General features: G+C 61.0%; 17 protein-coding genes. 10 read left to right on the forward strand and 7 right to left on the reverse strand.

All coding sequences use genetic code 11. The features are described 5' to 3' along the window. Positions 1-2 precede the first annotated feature (2 nt). The 6 genes from rpsD (at position 3) to DW899_RS00910 (ending at position 4760) form a co-directional block, all read left to right on the forward strand. On the forward strand, positions 3-599 hold the full coding sequence (gene rpsD, locus DW899_RS00885) for a 30S ribosomal protein S4 (RefSeq protein WP_006235275.1): 597 nt from the start codon (positions 3-5) through the stop codon (positions 597-599). A gap of 32 nt (positions 600-631) precedes the next feature. After that, positions 632-1573 (forward strand): DNA-directed RNA polymerase subunit alpha, encoded by a 942-nt coding sequence (locus tag DW899_RS00890; RefSeq protein ID WP_006235276.1) that lies wholly within the window; start codon positions 632-634, stop codon positions 1571-1573. Positions 1574-1603: 30 nt separating this feature from the next. Then, positions 1604-2071: a 50S ribosomal protein L17 gene (gene rplQ / locus DW899_RS00895; protein ID WP_006235277.1), complete on the forward strand. Its 468-nt coding sequence runs from the start codon at positions 1604-1606 to the stop codon at positions 2069-2071. Between the two features lie 92 nt (positions 2072-2163). Continuing rightward, positions 2164-2988: a tRNA pseudouridine(38-40) synthase TruA gene (gene truA, locus DW899_RS00900; RefSeq protein ID WP_117629206.1), complete on the forward strand. Its 825-nt coding sequence runs from the start codon at positions 2164-2166 to the stop codon at positions 2986-2988. A gap of 161 nt (positions 2989-3149) precedes the next feature. Beyond that, the gene (locus DW899_RS00905; RefSeq protein ID WP_158566539.1) at positions 3150-4190 is read left to right on the forward strand and encodes a glycosyltransferase; all 1041 of its coding nucleotides are present in this window, start codon (positions 3150-3152) and stop codon (positions 4188-4190) included. Between the two features lie 132 nt (positions 4191-4322). Then, positions 4323-4760 carry an arginine repressor gene (locus DW899_RS00910; RefSeq protein ID WP_006235280.1) on the forward strand — a complete coding sequence of 146 codons (438 nt, stop codon included), beginning with the start codon at positions 4323-4325 and terminating at the stop codon, positions 4758-4760. A 184-nt stretch (positions 4761-4944) separates the two neighbouring features. Here DW899_RS00910 and DW899_RS00915 read toward each other — a convergent pair whose 3' ends face one another. Next, positions 4945-7161: a transglycosylase domain-containing protein gene (locus DW899_RS00915; protein ID WP_117629204.1), complete on the reverse strand. Its 2217-nt coding sequence runs from the start codon at positions 7159-7161 to the stop codon at positions 4945-4947. A gap of 162 nt (positions 7162-7323) precedes the next feature. Between DW899_RS00915 and DW899_RS00920 the strand changes: the two genes are divergently transcribed. The 4 genes from DW899_RS00920 (at position 7324) to DW899_RS00935 (ending at position 13716) form a co-directional block, all read left to right on the forward strand. After that, positions 7324-9300, forward strand: coding sequence for a U32 family peptidase (locus tag DW899_RS00920; RefSeq protein WP_158551615.1), 1977 nt, complete (start codon positions 7324-7326; stop codon positions 9298-9300). Between the two features lie 97 nt (positions 9301-9397). Then, a complete protein-coding gene (gene tyrS, locus DW899_RS00925; RefSeq protein WP_117799733.1) occupies positions 9398-10609 on the forward strand; it encodes a tyrosine--tRNA ligase in 1212 nt (403 codons plus the stop codon). Between the two features lie 285 nt (positions 10610-10894). Further along, entirely contained in the window at positions 10895-12715 is a 1821-nt protein-coding gene (locus tag DW899_RS00930) for an adenine deaminase (protein WP_117630078.1), read from the forward strand. A 206-nt stretch (positions 12716-12921) separates the two neighbouring features. Beyond that, positions 12922-13716, forward strand: a complete 795-nt coding sequence (locus DW899_RS00935) for a Cof-type HAD-IIB family hydrolase (protein ID WP_117630077.1) — start codon at positions 12922-12924, stop codon at positions 13714-13716. 119 nt (positions 13717-13835) lie between these two features. On the opposite strand, the gene DW899_RS00940 is transcribed toward DW899_RS00935, so the two are convergent. The 6 genes from DW899_RS00940 to DW899_RS00965 all read right to left on the reverse strand — a co-directional run bounded on the left by DW899_RS00940 (position 13836) and on the right by DW899_RS00965 (position 18441). Further along, positions 13836-14678 (reverse strand): Cof-type HAD-IIB family hydrolase, encoded by an 843-nt coding sequence (locus tag DW899_RS00940; protein ID WP_117630076.1) that lies wholly within the window; start codon positions 14676-14678, stop codon positions 13836-13838. A gap of 86 nt (positions 14679-14764) precedes the next feature. Then, the gene (locus DW899_RS00945) at positions 14765-16183 is read right to left on the reverse strand and encodes a citrate synthase (protein WP_117630075.1); all 1419 of its coding nucleotides are present in this window, start codon (positions 16181-16183) and stop codon (positions 14765-14767) included. A 74-nt stretch (positions 16184-16257) separates the two neighbouring features. Beyond that, on the reverse strand, positions 16258-16545 hold the full coding sequence (locus DW899_RS00950; RefSeq protein WP_006235289.1) for an ACT domain-containing protein: 288 nt from the start codon (positions 16543-16545) through the stop codon (positions 16258-16260). Between the two features lie 396 nt (positions 16546-16941). Then, positions 16942-17649, reverse strand: coding sequence for a site-specific integrase (locus DW899_RS00955; RefSeq protein ID WP_255360342.1), 708 nt, complete (start codon positions 17647-17649; stop codon positions 16942-16944). An 18-nt stretch (positions 17650-17667) separates the two neighbouring features. Then, positions 17668-17919 (reverse strand): helix-turn-helix transcriptional regulator, encoded by a 252-nt coding sequence (locus tag DW899_RS00960; protein WP_006235292.1) that lies wholly within the window; start codon positions 17917-17919, stop codon positions 17668-17670. 9 nt (positions 17920-17928) lie between these two features. Continuing rightward, entirely contained in the window at positions 17929-18441 is a 513-nt protein-coding gene (locus tag DW899_RS00965) for a DUF2975 domain-containing protein (protein WP_006235293.1), read from the reverse strand. Between the last annotated feature and the right edge of the window lie 442 nt (positions 18442-18883).

An 18883-nucleotide genomic window follows, 5' to 3' on the forward strand; every position in this document is an offset into this window, starting at 1 on the left:
ATATGGCAATCGACAGGACTCCTGTTCTTAAGCGCTGCCGTCAGCTCGGGATCGATCCCGCTGAGCTCGGTTACAGCAGCAAGAAGGAATCTATCCGTCAGCCCAAGCGCCGTCGCAAGGAATCTGAGTACGGCATGCAGCTGCGCGAGAAGCAGAAGGTCAAGTTCATCTATGGCGTTCTGGAGAAGCAGTTCCACGGCTACTTCAACAAGGCCCGCAAGATGAACGGCGTCACCGGTGAGAACCTCATGATCATCCTTGAGTCTCGCCTCGACAACGTCGTCTTCCGTCTTGGCTTCGCCCGCACCCGCAAAGAGGCTCGTCAGTCCGTCCGTCACGGTCACTTCACCGTGAACGGCAAGCGTGTGGACATCCCGTCCTACCGCGTCAAGGCCGGCGACGTCGTCGCTGTCGGCGAGAAGTTCCGTGACCTCCTCCCCATCAAGGAGGCCCTGATTTCCTCCGAGCGCTTTGAGGTCCCTGGCTGGCTCGAGGTCGATATCGAGAAGCTGTCTGGTAACGTGCTCGCTCTGCCGACGCGTGAGCAGATCAGCGGTGATATCAACGAGCAGCTCATCGTCGAGCTCTACTCTAAGTAGTCCATCCGGGCTGCTGAGGCTGGAGGTAATACATGTCAGAATTCATTAGGCCTCAGGTTCAGGTCGAAGAGATCAACGAGACGTCTGCTCGTGTCTCCGTCGAGCCGCTCGAGCGTGGTTACGGCGATACGCTGGGTAACTCCCTTCGTCGCGTTCTTCTGTCCTCGCTCGAGGGTGCCGCCGTCGAGGCTATTCAGATCGATGGTGCGCAGCACGAGTTCATGACCATCCCTAACATGGTCGAGGATGTCACCGACATCGTCCTGAATGTCAAGGGTCTTGTCTTCAGGGCTCTCGGCACGACCGACGAGGCGACCGCCACCATCTCGGTTGACGGCCCCTGCGAGGTCACCGGTGCGGACTTCTTTATTCCGTCCGAGTTTGAGCTGGTCAACCCCGAGCAGCACATCGCTACGCTCACCGAGGGTGGCCATCTCACCATGAGCATGCGCATCGGCTATGGCCGCGGCTATGTCTCTGGCGAGGCCAACAAGCGCGACAACGATCCCATCGGTGTGATCCACGTCGACTCGCTGTACTCGCCGGTTTCCCGTTGCGCCAAGCTCGTTGAGGCTTGCCGTGTCGGTCAGCACACCGACTACGACCGCCTTGTCCTCGAGATCGAGACCAACGGCTCCATCGCCCCGCGCGACGCCGTGGTCCAGGCTGCCAATATCATCAATCAGCATATGGCCGCCTTTATGAACCTTGCCGAGACCCCCGAGGTTGAGGAGGAGGCTTCGATCTTCGCTCCCGAGGTCACCAACGACAACGCCGAGCTGGACAAGCAGATCGAGGATCTGGACCTTTCCGTCCGTTCTTACAACTGCCTTAAGCGCGCCAGCATTCACTCGGTCCGTCAACTCGTTGAGTTCTCGGAGAACGATCTGCTCAACATCCGTAACTTCGGTGTTAAGTCGATCGAGGAAGTGAAGGACAAGCTTGAGTCCATGGGCCTGAGCCTGAAGGCTTAATGCTTCGCATATTTGAGGAGAAACTAGACCATGCGTCACAACGTTAAGAAGGGCCTGAAGCTCGGCACCGATGCGAGCCACACCAAGGCCATGAAGAAGAGCCTTGCTAAGGCCCTCTTCGAGAACGACCGCATCAAGACCACCGAGACCCGCGCTAAGGCGCTGCGTTCGGTCGTCGATCCGATCATCACTTGGGCCAAGAAGGGCGACCTGCACTCTCGTCGTCTGGCTATCGCCAAGCTCGGCGATAAGCAGCTCGTTGCCGAGATCTTCGACAAGGCTGCCCAGGGCATGTGGCAGGACCGCAACGGCGGTTATACCCGCATCATGAAGCTCGGCAACCGTAAGGGCGACAACGCTCCTATCGTTATCATGGAGCTCGTCACCGAGCCTTGCACGCCTAAGGCCAAGAAGGCTGCTCCGGCCCCCAAGAAGGCCGCTGCTCCCAAGAAGGTCGAGGCCGTCGAGGAGGCTCCTGCTGAGGAGACCGCTGAGTAGACAATCCGTCTGCATAGGCTATATTCGAGGGGTACGTTCGCGTACCCCTCTTTTTTTGTCGCGATACCGTTGATTGTTTGTTGGGAGCGCCCATGACCGCGCCGTCTGATTTCAATTCGATTCCTGAGCTCGATGCCACGCTTGTATTCTGTGTTGCCTATGATGGCTCGTCCTATAGCGGATTTGCCGAGCAGCCGGGCCAGACGACCGTTGCGGGCGAGTTGCGCCGCGCTATCGAGACGCTGCTGCGCCGCCCGATCGATCTGACGTGTGCGGGTCGTACCGATGCCGGCGTGCATGCGGTGGCCCAGTACATTAGCGTGCCCGTAACGGACGCTGAGCTTGCTCTGACGCGCCGTAGGTGGCTGAGGGCTATGGATGCCCTCCTGCCCAAAGATATCGCCATAAACGAGGTCTACAAGGCCCGTAGGGGCTTTTCTGCCCGCTTTGACGCGCGGTCCCGTACGTATACGTACCGTATTGCCGATCGCGATGCGCGCCCCGTGCTCTCGCGCGGTGCGGTGTGGTGGCATCGCTATCCCCTCGACGTCGATGCGATGGCGGCCGCCTGCCCTGCGCTTTTGGGCGAGCAGGACTTTAAGAGCTTTTGCAAGGTTGCCTCTGCTGTGGGCAAGCCCACGCACCGCTGCGTGATGCGTGCGGAGTTTGGCCACGAGGTCGCTTTTGGCGAGGATATCCTGACCTTCACTATCGAGGGCAATGCGTTTTTGCACTCGATGGTGCGTACCATTGTAGGAACGCTCGTGGAGATTGGCATGCATCGTCGCGATCCCCAGTGGATGCGCGAGGTTATTGACGCCCGTGACCGAACCGCTGCGGGTCCCACGGCGCCTGCCTGCGGCCTTACGTTTATGGGTGTGGATTACGGCCCCGACGAGCTTGTCGTTCTCGACTAGGGGAGTGCTCGGCGCGTCTGTGCCTTGCACATACTATGTGTGAGCTGCGCGTGTGCAACATCTGTTCTTGGCGTGCAACATGTTAGGCGGCTCGTTGCTTTTATAGCTCGGGTGTACCATGAACGACAGTTTGATTTGGTGCTATCGAGAGGATGGAAAACTTGGTTCGACGTTGTTCGCATCCGCGACTTTCGGTGATCCTTGTGGTAGAAGGTTCGCCCAGCTATGCGATGCGTGCGCTCGAGAGTATCCAGAACCAAGACCTCTATGATTTGCAGATTGTCGTTGTCTGCCGCGATGCTGTGCCCGGTGTGCGCCATTCGCTTCAAGTTGCTGCCGACAGGGACATCCATATTGATTTGATTGACGTCGAGGACGCGAAGCGCGGCGCTTGTCTTCGTGCCGGTTTTGATGCCTCGCGCGGCTCTCAAATCATCGCCATGAACGCCGATGAGTGGTTTGCTCCGCAGGCCCTTTCCAAGATGGTCGATATCGCGTGCGATACTGCGGCAGACATTGTGCTCCCCTCGGTGTCGCTCGATCGATACGATGCGCATCGCGAGCGTCATTCGCGCGTCTTGGATGCTGCCTCTATTGCCATAGAAGACGAGTCTTCTATGGTGACTGGGCTGCCCCAGTTGATTTTAGGCGGCTTGGTTGCTCAAGTCTCTGGCGTGATGTACAGCCGTCCACTGTTTGAGGCATGTCTTTTGTGCGATAAGACGTTTCGCACGGTTGGGTTTATGGCGTGCGCGCTCTCGCAGGCACAGCGCGTCTCCGGATGCGGCGACGCTTGTTTCCACGCGGCGGCGCCTAAGCTTACAGATGCCTTTGATCCCACCATGTATGCCAAGGTATCCGATGACGCCCGGGCGCTCGACGAGCTTGCGGACTCACTCTCGGAAGCAGATAGCGGTGGTCGGCTCAAGCTGGCAAGCCAAAAGTTCTACTTTGCCGGACTGGTCGCCTGCATCGAGAATTTGTGTCTGAGCCCGCATGGAGTGTCGTCAATCGAGCGTTCCGCCCGCATGCGTGATATGCTCGAGGCGCCTCGAACCCGTCAGATGGTCGCCGCGCTCAAGGATAACCATCGGGGACTCGGTCTGTTGTTTGGGCCGATCGCCAGCGCCAAGCCCGCGCGCTGCGTGATGTGTACGCATCTGGCAGCTTTTCTTAACCGGACGGGCGCAAAAACCGCCTAAACGGCTCATTACGAAACAAACTTGCATAGAATTGTTTCGAAATGCGTTCTTATACACAAAAGCCTTCAAATAGCGTTAAACTATTCAATCACTGATTGATTGTCTCCGCCATCTTTTGGAGAGAGGGTTTGTATGGCTAAAAAACGCAATGGGCGCCAGGATGCCATTAGAGATATTGTGCGCAATAAGGATGTCCGCACGCAGCGCGTGCTGGTCGATGAGCTCCGTGCTATGGGCTTTGATTGCACGCAGGCGACTGTCTCTCGCGATATTGCCGATATGGGGCTGCGTAAGCTCCCTGAGGGCATCTATGTTCTGGCAGAGGACCTGCACCTGCAGCGTATGGTTTCCGAGCTCGTAACGGGCGTTCTGCGTACCGATAATCTGGTTATGATCAAGGCTCAGCCTGGCACGGCTTCCGGCATCGCCGCCGCCGTTGATGCGGCAGAGTTGCCCGATGTGCTTGGCTCGCTTGCCGGCAACGATACGATTTTGGTTATTGCCCAGACGGCCGAGGACGGCGAGCGCCTCGAGGCGCTGATCAATAAGCTGAGCAATTCTCGCAAGTAGGTGTGCGGGCCGCGCGCTCGGCATTGCGTGCGCTGACATAGTGGCTTGTAAGGGGCATCGACGTTGGTCGGTACCCCTTTTTGTTTGCCGGTATAAAGACCGCCCACCAGGTCGCTTCAAACTAAAAGGCCCCGAGCAGTTCAATAAGCTGCTCGGGGCCTTGTTGGCTTTAGTCGCGTACTTCTTAGCCGACCGTATCGTCAGGCGTGGGCGAGGGGTCGGGAGTGGGCGTAGGCGTAGGCGTGCCGCCATCGCCGCCGGTCGAGCCACCAGTGGAGCCGCCCGTCGAGCCACCAGTGGAGCCGCCCGTCGAGCCACCGGTCGTACCGGTGCCGCCGGTGGTGTCGCCGCCCGTGGTCTCGGTGGTCGTGGTCGTCGTGGTAGTTGTTGTGGTGGTTTCCTCTTCCTCTTCGTCCTCGTCCTTGTCGTCGTTCTCCGACTTCTTGGTGTTGTTGGTGCCGTAGAACTTCCAGACGCTGTTGTTCTTGTAGGTGGGCGCCGTTCCGGTCGCAAACTCCTCGCGCTCGGTACCGGTCAGAACGGTGTTCATAAACCGCTTAAAGACAGGCAGGTTGGTGCTGTCGCCCAGCAGGTCCGTGCCGTACTTTTGGATGGGGATCTCGCCCGCGGAATAGCCGGTCCACAGGGCGCACGCCAGCTGCGGGGTATAGCCGCAGAACCAAAGGTTGGTGGTGTTGTCGGTGGTGCCCGTCTTGCCGGCATAGGGCTGGTTGACACTCAGGGCGCCGGCAGCACCCGTACCGCTGCCCTTCATGACGCCGGACAGAACATCGGTGACCGCGGCGGCCTCGCCCTCGGTAAGCACCTGTGAGGGATTGTCGGTGTGCTGGTACAGCACCGAACCGGTACGAGAATCAATCTCGGTGATGGCGATCGGCTGGCGATAGTAGCCGCCGTTGGCAAACGTCGCGTAGGCGGCGGCCATCTCGAGTGGCGAGATCGAGCCGGTGCCGAGCGTCATGACGGGAACGTCCTCGATGTTGTCCTTGGCGGGGTCGATGCCGAGCTTTTTGACGAGCGAGATGATCTTGCTGTTGCCGACGGCTTCCGCCACCTGGATGTAGCCGGTGTTGGAGGAGTATGCCGTCGCCTGCTTAAGCGTGATGTTGCCGTAGCTCTGGTTGGCGTAATTTTGGACCTCGGTCGTGGTGCCCTTGGCCTTGAGCGGCGAGTTGCAGTTGAGGGTGACGTTGGGGTTCATGCCGTTTTGGATGGCAGTTGCCAGCGTAAAGGCCTTAAAGGTGGAGCCGACGGGACGCTTGGCCGTGGCATGGTTTACGTGGTTCTCGTCGGCGTTGTAGTCGTAGCCGCCCACCATGCACTTGATGTAGCCGGTCTTGGGGTCGACGACGACCATGCCCATGTCCAGGCCGTCAAGCGAGAGCGTGTCGAGCTGCTCGCGGACGGCATTCTCTGCCACCTGCTGCATCGTGGGGTCGATGGTGGTCTTGACGGTCAGGCCGCCCTTAAAGAGCACGTCGGTCGAGAACTCCTGCTCCAGCAGCTGCTTGACGTAGGAGACAAAGTAGGGCTGCGAGTATACGTCGACGCCGCTGCCCGAGATTTCGGTCACATTGAGGGTGATGGGCTCGGCCTGTGCGGCATCGTGCTCCTCCTGGGTGATGTGGCCCAGGCGCAGCATGTTGTCGAGAACCTTGTTGCGGCGAGACAGTGCCAGATCGGGATTGACCGTGGGGTCGTACTGCGAAGGCGAGTTGGGAAGGCCGATGAGTAGCGCGGCCTCGCTCAGGGTGAGGTCGGCGGCGCTCTTGGACAGATAGGTCTCGGCTGCGGCCTCGATGCCGTAGGCGCCGTGGCCGTAATAGATGGTGTTGAGGTACATCATGAGGATCTCGTCTTTGGAGTACATGTCCTCCATCTTGATGGCGATGTAGGCCTCGCGCACCTTACGCTCAATGGTCGAGTCGAATTGCTCCTCCTGCAGGATGGTGTTGCGCACAAGCTGCTGGGTGATCGTCGAGGCGCCTTCGTGCCCGCCGCCGAGGGTTGCCACCGCAGCACGCGCGATACCCCACAGGTCGATACCGCCGTGCTCGTAGAAGCGCTCGTCCTCGACGTCAACGGTGCCCTGCAGCACGTAGGGGGAGACCTCGTCCTTGGTGATGGACTTGCGGTTTTGCGTGTAGAAGCTCGCGATCTTGTTGCCGTTACAGTCGACGATCTCGGTGGGCTCGCTCACCAGATACGCGTTGGCGTCGGTGTAGTCGGGCAGATCGGACAGCCAGCGGTTGACGTTACCGACCATGCCGATGCCAAACGCCACGCCCGCAATCAGCAGAAAGCCCAAAAACGAGAGCAGGATTATGGGCAGGGCGTGCGTCTTTGAACGGCTGTGTCCCTGTCGTTGGCGAGGACCCATATATTGACCTCCAGGTATGTCGTGCCAGACGGTGGATGTGCCGTCGGGGCAGGATGGACATAAGTTATTACACGATAAACCAAACGGGGCGCGCGAGGCCTCGTGTATGCTGGAAGACGGCATTTTTCAGAGTGAATGCATACCTTGGTAAGGAGTTTGTCGATGGCGATTCGGACGATGGGGCCGAGCGGACAATACGAGACTGGATTGGATGTTGTCAGTGCGGCGCTGCCCGAGCTGCTGGCGCCGGCGGGCGGACTCGACCAGATGCTTGCGGCTATCGCCGCGGGTGCCGATGCCATCTATGCGGGGTTGGGCGGCTTTAACGCCCGTGTGAGCGCCCATGGCTTTACGGATAACGAGTTTGCGCGCGGCTGCGCCGTGGCGCATGCCCATGGCGTGCATGTGTACGTAACGCTCAACGTGTTCGTGTTTGACGATGAGTTGTCCGACGCGGTGGCGTTGGGAGCTCATGCACTGGAGCTGGGCGCCGATGCTCTGATTGTCGCCGATGCCGGGTTGGCCTGCGCGCTGCGCGCGGCGATTCCCGGGGTCGAGATTCACCTGTCCACGCAGGCGGGCGCTCATAGCGAGGGTGCCGTGCGGCTTGCCGCCGATGAACTGGGGGTCGAGCGCGTGACGACGGCACGCGAGCTGACGGTCGACGAGATTGCGGCGCTATGTGCCACGGGCGTGCCCATCGAGGTATTCTGCCACGGTGCGATTTGCATCGGCTATTCGGGGGCGTGCGAGTTCTCGGCCCTGCGGCGTGGGCGCTCGGCGATGCGCGGCGACTGCACGCAGCCGTGCCGTCTGGCGTACGACCTAGTGGACGAGGCGGGGCAGAGTGTTGTTGCCGTCGAGGGAGACCGCCTGCTTTGTCCGCGTGACTATCTGGGTATCGCGCACCTGCCCGAGCTTGTTGCCGCCGGCGTGGCATCGCTCAAGATCGAGGGACGCATGAAGAATCCCGATTACGTATTCAACGTGGTGAGGGTGTGGCGTCGGGCACTCGATATGCTGTGCGACGGCGCGTGGGACTCCGGTGCCGTGGAAGAGCTTGAACGCGAGCTGGGAAGGTCGTTTAACCGTGGGTTTACCGATGCTTACCTGCGGGGTCGTTCGGGTGCCGAGCTCATGAGCTTTGAGCGCGCGATCAACCAGGGCGTGCGCGTGGGGCGCTTGGTCGCTGTGGGCCACGAAGAGGTGACCGTTGAGCTCGATGCCGCCGTGGCGGCGGGTGACACGCTCGAGATTCGGTTCTATCCGGGTGTCGACGCGCGTCCCGATGTGCCCAAGCGCTGGCCGCAGGTGCCCTGCCCGGTGGATGCCGCAGCGGGGAAGCGCGTCGTCGTGCATTGCAAGCGTAAGGTGGACGCGGGCTGCGAGGTCTATCTGATTCGCAGCGCCGGCGTGTTGGATCAGACGACGGCGGTGTTGGAGCGCATGCGGGCCGAGGCGGATGCGATTGCGCCCGTTGCGCGTGCCGTTGAGGTGCTGCCCTTTGAGGACGCTGCGGTGGATGGCGGCGCGTCGACGGAGTTGGCGGGGTCGGCGGGGCCGGTAAAGCGCGAGGATTTTGCTCGTATGGTCTTTGCCTGGGAGCTGATGGATGTGGGTCCGCGCGATGAGCGAGATCTGTCCGATACAACGGTGGTGCTCGACGAAGTGTGCCGCGCGGGCGACGCCGAGCGGACTCGGGCGCTTATGCAGCGTGCCGGGCGCGTCGTCTGCCGCAATCTGGGACAAGTGGCGATGGCCCGCGAGCTGGGCACAACGTTTGACGTGGCGGCGCCGGTGTTCTGTGCCAATCGGGCCACGCTTACCTGGCTGCGCGGACTCGGTGCGGGGCGGGTGTGCTTGTCGGCCGAGTTGCTCGGCAATGATGCGGAGCGTGTTGCCGAGCTTGCCGCTTGCCCCGGTGTCTTGGGGCCTGTCGATGCCGACCGTCCCGAGCTCATGGTGTGCGAGCACTGCTTGCTGACTGCCGAGGGCGCCTGCGCCACGGATGCAACGGGGCAGGTCCGTTGCCGTGACTGCTCGCGCCGTCAGCAGGCGCGCTTTTTGGTCGAACGTGACGGCACGCGTTTGCCGGTCGTTATCGACGCGTGCGGCAGGACGAGGATTTTCCTGTCGTAGGTGCCGCGTCGCGCTGTTTTGGTTATTATTAGTGGGTTTATGAACTTCCAGCACCGCCGTATCCGGTGAGGGTGCTATAGCAAAAGGAGGATACCCAATGCTGTCTGTTGACGAGCAAATGCGTATCATCACCTCGGGTGCAGCGCAGATCGTCCCCGAGGCCGACCTTCGCAAGAAGCTTGAGAAGGGCGAGCCCCTCAACATCAAGCTCGGCGTCGATCCCACCAGCCCCGACCTGCACCTGGGCCATGCCGTGCCCCTGCGCAAGATGCGTCAGTTCCAGGACCTGGGCCACAACGTCACCCTTATCATCGGCAACGGCACTGCGCTGATCGGCGACCCCTCGGGCAAGAACTCCACCCGCCCGCAGCTTTCGCAGGAGCAGATCGAGGCCAACGCCGAGACCTACGTGAGCCAGGCCATGAAGATCCTGGACCCCGAGAAGACCACCATCGTGCACAACGGCGACTGGATCCTTTCGATGGACCTGGCCGGCCTGCTGCAGGTGTGCTCCAAGTTCACCGTCGCCCGCATCCTTGAGCGCGACGACTTTACCAAGCGCTACCAGTCCCAGACGCCGATTGCCCTGCACGAGTTTCTGTACCCCGTGATGCAGGCCTTCGACTCCGTTCAGATCAAGGCCGACGTCGAGATGGGCGGCACCGACCAGCTCTTCAACCTGCTCGCCGGCCGCGAGCTCATGGAGAAGATGGGCATGGAGCCGCAGATCGCGCTTACCATGCCGCTGCTCGAGGGCACCGATGGCGTGCGCAAGATGTCCAAGTCCTACGGCAACTACATCGGCCTGACCGATGCTCCCAAGGATATGTTCGGCAAGACCATGTCTATCCCCGACGAGATGATCGGCAAGTACTATCGTCTGGCTAGCTCGCTCGCCCCGGCCGAGGTCGACAAGATCGACGCTGCCCTGGCCGACGGTTCCGCCGATCCCTATGAGCTCAAGCGCGCGCTGGGCCGCGACCTGTGCGACACCTATCACGGCGCCGGTGCCGGTGACGAGGCTCAGGCCGAGTTCGACCGCGTGTTCAAGGAGGGCCAGCTTGCCGACTTCCCCGAGAAGCATGTCGAGCTGACCGTCAACGACGAGGGCCAGATCTACCTCGCCGGCCTGCTTAAGGACCTGGGCCTTTCGGCGAGCGCCGGCCAGGCCCGTCGTGACATTGACGGCGGCGGCGTCAAGATCAACGGCGAGGCGGTGGCTCCCAAGAGCTACAACATCGACCCGAGCGCCCTCAAGCTGGGCGACACCCTCTCAGTAGGCAAGCGCAAGGGCTTCAAGTTGGTCTAACGAGCGAGTTGACCTTACAAGTGCAACAAGGCCGCAGCCGGGATTCCCGACTGCGGCCTTTTTAGGGCACTCATTGGGGACGTACTTAAATGAGTGCCCGCAGATTGAGAGTGGATAATCTCCCGTTTTTTGCCTGTCTGCGGGCTCAAAGTGGGAGATTGTCCACTCTCGTCATTTGCAGGGGGTGTATTCCTGGTCCTCCTTTTGGGCATACAATGGCTATTGGCTTGCTGCGGTGAAGGCCCGTCCGCCCCGCAGCTTTTTTCTACGGTTAAAGGAGTATGTATGTCCGTTGAGGTCATGAGGTCTGTGATCGACGCTGCCGAGGGTCGCGTGCCCGTCGACACGCTGTTTACCAATGCGCAGATTGTCGACGTATATGGCCAGCGCGTGGCGCCCGGTAGCGTTGCCGTCAAGGATGGCGTAATCGTCGGCGTGCTCTACGACGGTCGCGATGACGCTGCTGGCACCTACGAGGCGGCTGAAGTCATCGACTGCCAGGGCCGCTATCTTGCCCCCGGTTTTATCGACGGGCACTTGCATATCGAATCTTCGAACATCCGCCCTGCTGAGTATGCGCGCATGGCGGCGACGCGCGGCACCACCACTGCCATTGCCGACAGCCACGAGATTGCCAACGTTTCCGGCCTGGACGGCCTGCGCTTTATGATCGAGGACGGCCGTCGCGCGCCCATTTCCATCAAGTACATGATGCCCTCGTGCGTGCCCGCGCTGCCCGATGAGCAGGCCGGTGCCGTCATTACCGCCGCCGATATGCAGGCGTTTTTTGCCGAGTATCCGGGCGATGTCTTCGGTCTGGGTGAGATGATGAACCTGCCGGGCGTCTTTATGGGCGACCCCGAGACCTGTGCTCGCATCGATGCTGCCAACCAGACGCCGTCCAAGCAGGTTGACGGCCACGCGCCGCTCGTTGCCGGAAAGGACCTCAACGCCTATGCCGCGGCGGGCATTATCGCCGACCACGAGTCGACGATTCCCGAGGAGGCACTCGACAAGCTGTCCCGCGGCATGTATGTGATGCTGCGCGAGGGTACGTGCAGCCATGACCTGGCCAACTTGTCGCCGATGCTGCTGGAAAACCCCGCCCGTGCCCGCCGCTGCTGCTTTGCGACCGACGACCGTGCTCCCTCCGACGCGCTTTCGACCGGTATGATCGACAACGCCTGCCGTGTGGCTATCGAGGCCGGCATTGACCCCGTGGTTGCCATCTCTATGGCGTCCCTCTCCACGGCCGAGGCGTTTGGCCTGGATCACGGCTGCCGCGACCCGTACGAGCTACGCGGTGCGATTGCCCCGGGCAAGCGTGCCGACCTGCTGGTGCTCAATGATCTGACGTTTGCCACGGCTCCGCATCGCGTATATGCCGCCGGTGCCCTGGTGGCGCAGGACGGCACCTTTGTGGGCGAGATTGCACCCGAGATGGCCGAGGTTGCGGCCCTTGCCGATGAGCTGCGTGCCTCCGTTAAGCTGCCGAAGCTTTCGCTCGATGTGTTCGACTATGCCTTTAAGCCGGGCGAGGCCGTTATCGATGTGATCCCGGGCATGGCTATCACGGGCATGATTCGCCCCGAGACTGACGAGGACTTGCGCCGCATTATGCTGATTGAGCGCCATGGCCGTGGCGTGTCGTTGCAGGTCGAGGGTGTCGACGGCGACGGCCCCGCCGGTCTGGGCTTGGTCGGCAAGCATATCGGTCGCGGTTGGGTGCGCGGTTTCACCATCACCGGTGGTGCCATTGCCTCCACGATCGGCCACGATTCGCATAACGTGTGCGTGGTGGGCGACAATGCGGCGGATATGATGGCTGCCGTTGAGGCCGTGGGCCAGGGCGGCCACGTGCTGGTGCGCAACGGCGAGGTCGTGGCGCGCATTCCGCTGGCGCTCGGTGGCCTTATGAGCGAGGGTACGGCCGAGGACGTTGCCGCGCAGCACGACGACTTTATGGTCAAGGCGCGCGCCATGGGTATTGAGCCGCCGCTCGACCCCATCATGGGCATCATTTTCCTGCCCCTGCCGGTGATCCCGACGCTCCGCATCCGCCCCGAGGGCATGTTCGACGTTACAACCTTCACCTACGCCGACTAGTCATCGGGGACGTTCTTAAACGACTAGTCGTTGGGGACACTCTTTGGCGTGTCGCCTGACGCCGCGACCGTGAGACCTCTGGCATGTGTGAGCTATTTGCCAGGTCCTTGTAACGTTTACGCCCGCGGAGTCTTATTTGAGCTCCCTTTGGGTACGTTGGAATCGGATACACGTTCGATTCCAACAAGCCCGAAGGGAGCTTTTCTATGTTTAAACTGATTGCATCCGATATGGACGGCACGTTGCTTGACGAAAACGGCCAGGTGCCTCCCGAGACCTACGAACTGATTCTGGCGCTACGCGAGCATGGCGTGCATTTCGCCGCATCGTCAGGTCGTCGCTACGATCGCCTGTGCGAGTTCTTTGCGCCCGTTCGCGACAAGATGGACTTTGTCGCCGCTAACGGTGCCCAGGTCTTCGCCGACGGCAAGATGGTAGACCGTGAGGTGTATTCGCACCTGGCGATTCGAAGGCTCGCCCAAGCCGTCGCGACGTTTCCCAATCTGCATCTTGCGCTTTTTGACCGAACCAAGTCCTTCTTGCTCGATGACGAGTGCAAGTTCGTGCGTGAGGTCGATAAGGACCTTCCCAATGCCGAGCGTATTTGGGAGCTGCCCGATCCCAGCGTAAATATCATCAAGGCGAGTATCTTTTGCGATGACGGTGCCGTTATGGACAGCGCTTACGTACTGCAGCGTGAACTCGGTCAGCTCTTTACTTTTGCGCCTTCGGGCAACGCGTGGATCGATGCCATGCAGCCCGGTGTGTCGAAGGCCTCGGGCATCGCACAGCTCATGGAGCACTATGGCGTCGAACGCGACGAGGTCATGGCGTTTGGCGACTCGATGAACGACTACGAGATCATTCGCTTTGTCGGTACGGGCTGTGCGATGGGAAACGCGCGCCCCGCGCTCAAGGCGGTGGCCGATCGCGTGGTGGGTTGTAATCGCGACCACGCCGTCCAGCAGGAGCTCCGTCGCGTGCTGGAGAGTCTCGCTTAATCCGGCAGATGGGGACGTTCCTTTTCTGCCGGCAGTGGGGGACAGTCCTTGCAGCTTTTTCGCGAAGACTGTCCCCAACGACTAGTCATTCAAGAACGTCCCCAGTGACTGGCCAATGACTAGGCGAGGGCGGCCATGATGGTGCGGGCGACGCCGTCGTGGTCGTTGTCGAACTCGGTGATGGCGTCGGCGGCGTCGCGGTCTTCGGGCTCGCCGTTGACCATGGCCATGCCGTGGCCTGCTGCCTGCAGCATGGGAATGTCGTTGATGTTGTCGCCGAACGCCCAGGCGTCGGCGAGACGCTCGCCCAAGTGCTCGCATAGCCACGTGAGGGCCGTTCCCTTGGTGGCGCCCTCGCCCATGACCTCGATATTCATGGCGTACGAACGTGTGACCTCAATGCCTCCGAGCGTGTCGAGCTCCGCCGCGATGGCGTCGCGATCGGCCGGGTCGTGCCAGTACATGGCGATGCGTTCGAGCGTCTCGACCTCGTCGATCTTGCTGTCGATATTCATGTCGATCGGTGTTCGTGTGCGCTTGAGCGAAGCCGCGATGTGGGGGTCGCCGCCGCAGAATTCGTCCAGGCGCGTGTAGAGCGAGCGGGGGAGGAAGCACTGCCCGTCCGCGAAGATATCGAAGGTCACATCGTGGCCGGCGGCAATGCGATGGATGCGGTGGGCAATGCCACGGTCGAGCGGACGGCTCAAGATGCACGTGGCGCGCGAGGCGTCGGTGGGCGTATCCTCGTCGAGCTGCCAGACGCTGGCGCCGTTGGCACAGACCGCGTAGTGCACGGCGGGATGGGCGAGAATGGGCTCAAAGATGCCCGACAGTGGACGTCCCGTGCAGGGAACAAACTCGATGCCACGATGTGCGAGCTCGTCGAGCATCGCCCAGGTGGCATCGCTCATTTGCTTATCGCTCGTCAGCAGCGTCCCATCCATATCGGAAAACACAATCATTTGATGCGGTCCTTTCTACTGGCATAAAAAGCGTGGCCGAGGGCTTGGGTCCCTGGCCACGCTCGAGTTCTATAACGGTCCGCGTCCTAGCGGTCGGCGAGCGGCTTGTACTCCAGCGGCTCGATCACCGGACGATAGGCGGGGCGGATGATACGGTGCGCGCAGAAGAGCTCTTCCATGCGGTGTGCCGACCAGCCGGCCATGCGGGCGACGGCGAATAGCGGCGTAAAGAGCGTTTCGGGCACGCCGAGCATCTTGTAGATAAAGCCTGTGTACAGGTCGATGTTGGCGCAGATGGGCTTGGTCATGCCGTGGTCGCGCATCACCTGCGGTGCCAGGCGCTCGATGCGCTCGATGAGTGCGAACTCTTCGCCCAAGTCCTTCTTGGCTGCCAGTGAGCGCGCGTAACGGCGGCACACCTCGGCACGCGGGTCGCTCAGCGTGTAGACGGCGTGGCCCATACCGTAGATGAGACCCGTGCCGTCGAAGGCCTGCTTGTCGAGAATCTTGCCCAGGTAGGCTGCAACCTCGTCCTCGTCCTCCCAGTTGGAGACATGCGCGCGGATGTCCTCGTGCATAGACACGACCTTGGCATTGGCACCGCCGTGGCGCGGGCCCTTGAGCGAGCCGATAGCCGCGGCGTAAGCGGAATACGGGTCGGTTGCCGAAGAGGACAGCACGCGGCAGGCGAAGGTGGAGTTGTTGCCGCCGCCGTGCTCGGCATGCAGCATGAGCATAACGTCGAGCAGCATCGCCTCATCGCGGGTGAATGCCATGCCGCCGCGCAGGACCTGTAGGATGGTCTCGGCGGTGGAGAGACCGGGCGTGGGGTGCGGCACGTGAACCTCGGAGCCGCGAAGCTTGGCGATCGAGGCCATGTGTGCGAAGGCGGCGATGCGCGGGAGACGTGCGAGCATGGAAATGGCGACGTCGATTTCGTGCTCGGGCGTGATCACGTCTGGTTCGGCATCGAAGGCGTAGAGCAGCAGCACGGCGCGCTGGAGCACGTTCATGATGCTCGACGACACCGTGGTCATAGGGAACTCTTTGACGTACTCGTCGCTCAGATGTCTAAAGGCGCCCAGGCGCTCGCAAAAGCCGTCGAGCTCTTCCTTGTTGGGTAGCGAACCCGTGATAAGCAGATAGGCGACTTCCTCGTAGCCGTAGCGATTCTCGGCCTGGGCATTGTTGACCAGATCCTCGATGCTGTAGCCGCGAAGCGTGAGCTTGCCCTGATCGGGCACGACCTTTCCGTCGACCTTGTTGTAGCCGTGCACATCCGAGATGCGAGTGAGGCCCGCGACCACGCCCGAGCCGTCGGCATTGCGCAGGCCGCGCTTGACATTGTGCTCAACAAACAGGCCCTCGTCATAAGGGTCGGTCGGCAGGCCGTGGTAGAGGTTTTCGCTCTCAGACGAAATCTGGCGGCTTGCTTCGTAATCCAAGACCAGACGGCTCAGGTGGTCGTCGAAGCGGTAGTAGATTTTCTTGGCGTCGTAGGCCATGTGCGCTCCTCTCCGGGCCATGTGGTGACGTTGCGCCTGGGCGCACGTTGGGCCGTCTCCACGCAGCCTGTTCGCTACAGGCGGTACATAAAGTTAAAGACGTCCTCGCGCTGGATGGACACGTTGACGCCCGAAAGCTCGCCGGCCTCGGCCAGGGCCTTCTGCAGCTCGGCAAAGTCGAGCTTGGACTCGGCGGTGTCGGCCAGCATGGTCATGGTGAAGATGTCCTCGATAATGGACTGCGTGATGTCGCGGATGTCGACGTTGGCCTCGCCCAGAACGCGGGTGACGCCGGCGACGATGCCGGGGCGGTTCTTGCCAAGGACGGTGATGACGATACGGGAGGACGAGATCTCGGCCATGGGAAACCCTTTCGCGTGATTGCGGCGCGCGCGGGGCGCTCCGCTACGGTACAGTGTTCATCATTGTACCTGTCTGGCGCAAAAAAGGCGCGCTCGCTGCGGCGTTACATGCCTGCAACATGAGCGTAAGGGGGAAGGCCGCACGGGGAAGAGCCGTCTGGCGCGTGTCCGGCTCGTGTTGGGTTGATTTCCGATCTCAGCCGAACACATTGAGCGGACAGGCCGTTCCCGCAGTCAGCCGAACGCCTCCGACGGCTGATTCCGAACTGGAAGCGGAGGGCATCCCCGCCCTTCGGTAGGGGATACCGCTCCGCGGCGCATGCCGCGGGCGGCGCCCCTATCGGACCACCGTGACCTCAGTTGGGATGGGCCCAGCACTGCCGCGTACTCGGTGAGCTAGAGCCAACTGTTCGTCTTCACGTCGCGTATGGCGATATTTCGGTCGTCCGGCTCGGTGATGCCGTAGCCGAACGCCTGGAGCGTCTCGATGGACTCCTGGATCCTCTGTTGGAACATTGGACCCGGATCGACCCTCGGCCCGAGGTGCCCGCGCCAAAGGCACGGCGTGGCGCGCAGCATGTTATGGATTTTGGAGATGGGCTCGATGTCGGCGTAGACGTTGAGCGTCGCCATGGCGTCCTTGTGGCCGAGGATCGATTGGAGCGCCTTGATATCGCCGCCTTGGCGGATCCACTGCGTTGCGAACGTGTGGCGAAGGCCGTGGAACGTGATCAGCTCATCGTTGGTGCCCATGAGGCCGTTGGTCTCCGAGAACGTCTTGAACGCCCTGCGGATATAGCTTGTCGTCGCGAAGGTCGCGCCCGGCTCCGACAGGATGTAGCAGTCCCCGATCTCGACCGCCCCGGTAAGGCCGCGCAAGCGCAGCTTTCCGCAGTCGATCTCGTGGGTCTCCTTCAGGAAGGGGAGTAGGCCGACCGGGTCGATGGGGATACCCCTGGCGTCATGGGTCTTGGTGTCCTTGATGAACGAACCCATTCCCTTCGCGTACGCCACCGAGTGTCTGATCGAGATCAGGCCCGTCTCGAAATCCACATCGCACCACCGAAGGCCGCAGACCTCGCCGATTCGCATCCCCGTGTGCAGGGCGAGTACGACCGCCCTCTAATCCTCGGCGGACCAATCGAGTCCGAACTCCTTTCGGGCATCCTCTTCGCTCATGACTTCGAGAAGGTCTCCGGGTTGGCAACGAAGGGCGAGGCATAGCTGCTCGAGTGTGTTGAAGCGAATGCCGCGAATATGCCCTTTTTTAATACGGGACAGGTTCACGGGCGTGGTTCCAATCCTTTCGGCAAGTTCGTTCGAGGAAATCTTTCGCTCGGCCATGATCTTGTCGAGGCGAACAATTACGGGCATGGCGTTTCCTTACGCAATCTCGTCGGAGTCGAGGTACAGCTCTCGGGCGTACAAGAAGAGCTGGGAAAGCATGAACAGGACGATGCCGAGAACCAGAGAGGTCCAATCGAATGATGAAGCGATCTCTTGGGCGCCGACGGCCCCCTCGCCGCCAAACATCGAAACGGAGGTTTTGAGTGAGCCGGCGTAGAGGCTGGTGGCAGCTTGAACAACGAAGAGAATGCCGAGCACCTTCAAGCATGTCGCAGACCCTTTCTTGAAGGGGTCTCCGCTCTTGATCGTCCACACGAGAACGGCGCTGAGGATGGTCGTAGCGATACCGATGACGGCAGGGACCAATGTCGAGATCGCAAGGGCTGGATACGCGGGGGAGTCTGCAATTACAGGGTTGTCGAGCACTTCGATTGCTGGCTTTAAGGAGAACGCCACTTGTGCGATGGCGGTGGCGCAAAGGGTCGCAGAGGCTATCGCACATGCGATGCGGAAGGAATGAAGCCGGGGAGTGCGATTGTCGGAACTCATAATAACCTCCGAAGAATTTAAAAAACTCAGGTTACTTTTTAACAGTTTATGTTAAATTGACTTTGCCGGCAAGTAATCACAGCATACTGCAACCGAAACCCCTCTAGATTGGAGAGGATTATGTTCAGTACTGTTAAGTCGTGTAAGCTCTTGGTTTTCCTCGGCCTCGCTCTTTGTTTGTTGCTGCCGGGAGCCCCCGCTTTTGCGGATACCCCGATGCCTCCTTCCCATGAGAGCAGCCAGTGTGCCCTCGTTGAGCCCCTCGGGTATACGGACGACGTCGTCGATACCTACTGGAGCTACAGCTGTCCTCGCGGCGTAAGCGGGCACAGCATCTCGATGTTCAACATCTCTTACAAGACGATTTCCTACCGAAATGGCTATCGCCGATCCGCGCATCATAGGGAATCCCGCCTCGCTGCAATGTGCTCCTGTGGTGTTC

Source organism: Collinsella sp. AM41-2BH, assembly GCF_003468085.1.
Classification (GTDB): Bacteria; Actinomycetota; Coriobacteriia; order Coriobacteriales; family Coriobacteriaceae; genus Collinsella.

What these genes read in the sequence shown, in the direction of transcription:
- DW899_RS00960 (WP_006235292.1), bottom strand. Translation starts at nt 17,919, where the DNA reads ATGCCCGTAATTGTTCGCCTCGACAAGATCATGGCCGAGCGAAAGATT.
- DW899_RS00910 (WP_006235280.1), top strand. Translation starts at nt 4,323, where the DNA reads ATGGCTAAAAAACGCAATGGGCGCCAGGATGCCATTAGAGATATTGTG.
- DW899_RS00940 (WP_117630076.1), bottom strand. Translation starts at nt 14,678, where the DNA reads ATGATTGTGTTTTCCGATATGGATGGGACGCTGCTGACGAGCGATAAG.
- DW899_RS00930 (WP_117630078.1), top strand. Translation starts at nt 10,895, where the DNA reads ATGTCCGTTGAGGTCATGAGGTCTGTGATCGACGCTGCCGAGGGTCGC.
- DW899_RS00965 (WP_006235293.1), bottom strand. Translation starts at nt 18,441, where the DNA reads ATGAGTTCCGACAATCGCACTCCCCGGCTTCATTCCTTCCGCATCGCA.
- rpsD (WP_006235275.1), top strand. Translation starts at nt 3, where the DNA reads ATGGCAATCGACAGGACTCCTGTTCTTAAGCGCTGCCGTCAGCTCGGG.
- DW899_RS00890 (WP_006235276.1), top strand. Translation starts at nt 632, where the DNA reads ATGTCAGAATTCATTAGGCCTCAGGTTCAGGTCGAAGAGATCAACGAG.
- DW899_RS00920 (WP_158551615.1), top strand. Translation starts at nt 7,324, where the DNA reads ATGGCGATTCGGACGATGGGGCCGAGCGGACAATACGAGACTGGATTG.
- rplQ (WP_006235277.1), top strand. Translation starts at nt 1,604, where the DNA reads ATGCGTCACAACGTTAAGAAGGGCCTGAAGCTCGGCACCGATGCGAGC.
- DW899_RS00935 (WP_117630077.1), top strand. Translation starts at nt 12,922, where the DNA reads ATGTTTAAACTGATTGCATCCGATATGGACGGCACGTTGCTTGACGAA.
- DW899_RS00915 (WP_117629204.1), bottom strand. Translation starts at nt 7,161, where the DNA reads ATGGGTCCTCGCCAACGACAGGGACACAGCCGTTCAAAGACGCACGCC.
- DW899_RS00945 (WP_117630075.1), bottom strand. Translation starts at nt 16,183, where the DNA reads ATGGCCTACGACGCCAAGAAAATCTACTACCGCTTCGACGACCACCTG.
- tyrS (WP_117799733.1), top strand. Translation starts at nt 9,398, where the DNA reads ATGCTGTCTGTTGACGAGCAAATGCGTATCATCACCTCGGGTGCAGCG.
- truA (WP_117629206.1), top strand. Translation starts at nt 2,164, where the DNA reads ATGACCGCGCCGTCTGATTTCAATTCGATTCCTGAGCTCGATGCCACG.
- DW899_RS00950 (WP_006235289.1), bottom strand. Translation starts at nt 16,545, where the DNA reads ATGGCCGAGATCTCGTCCTCCCGTATCGTCATCACCGTCCTTGGCAAG.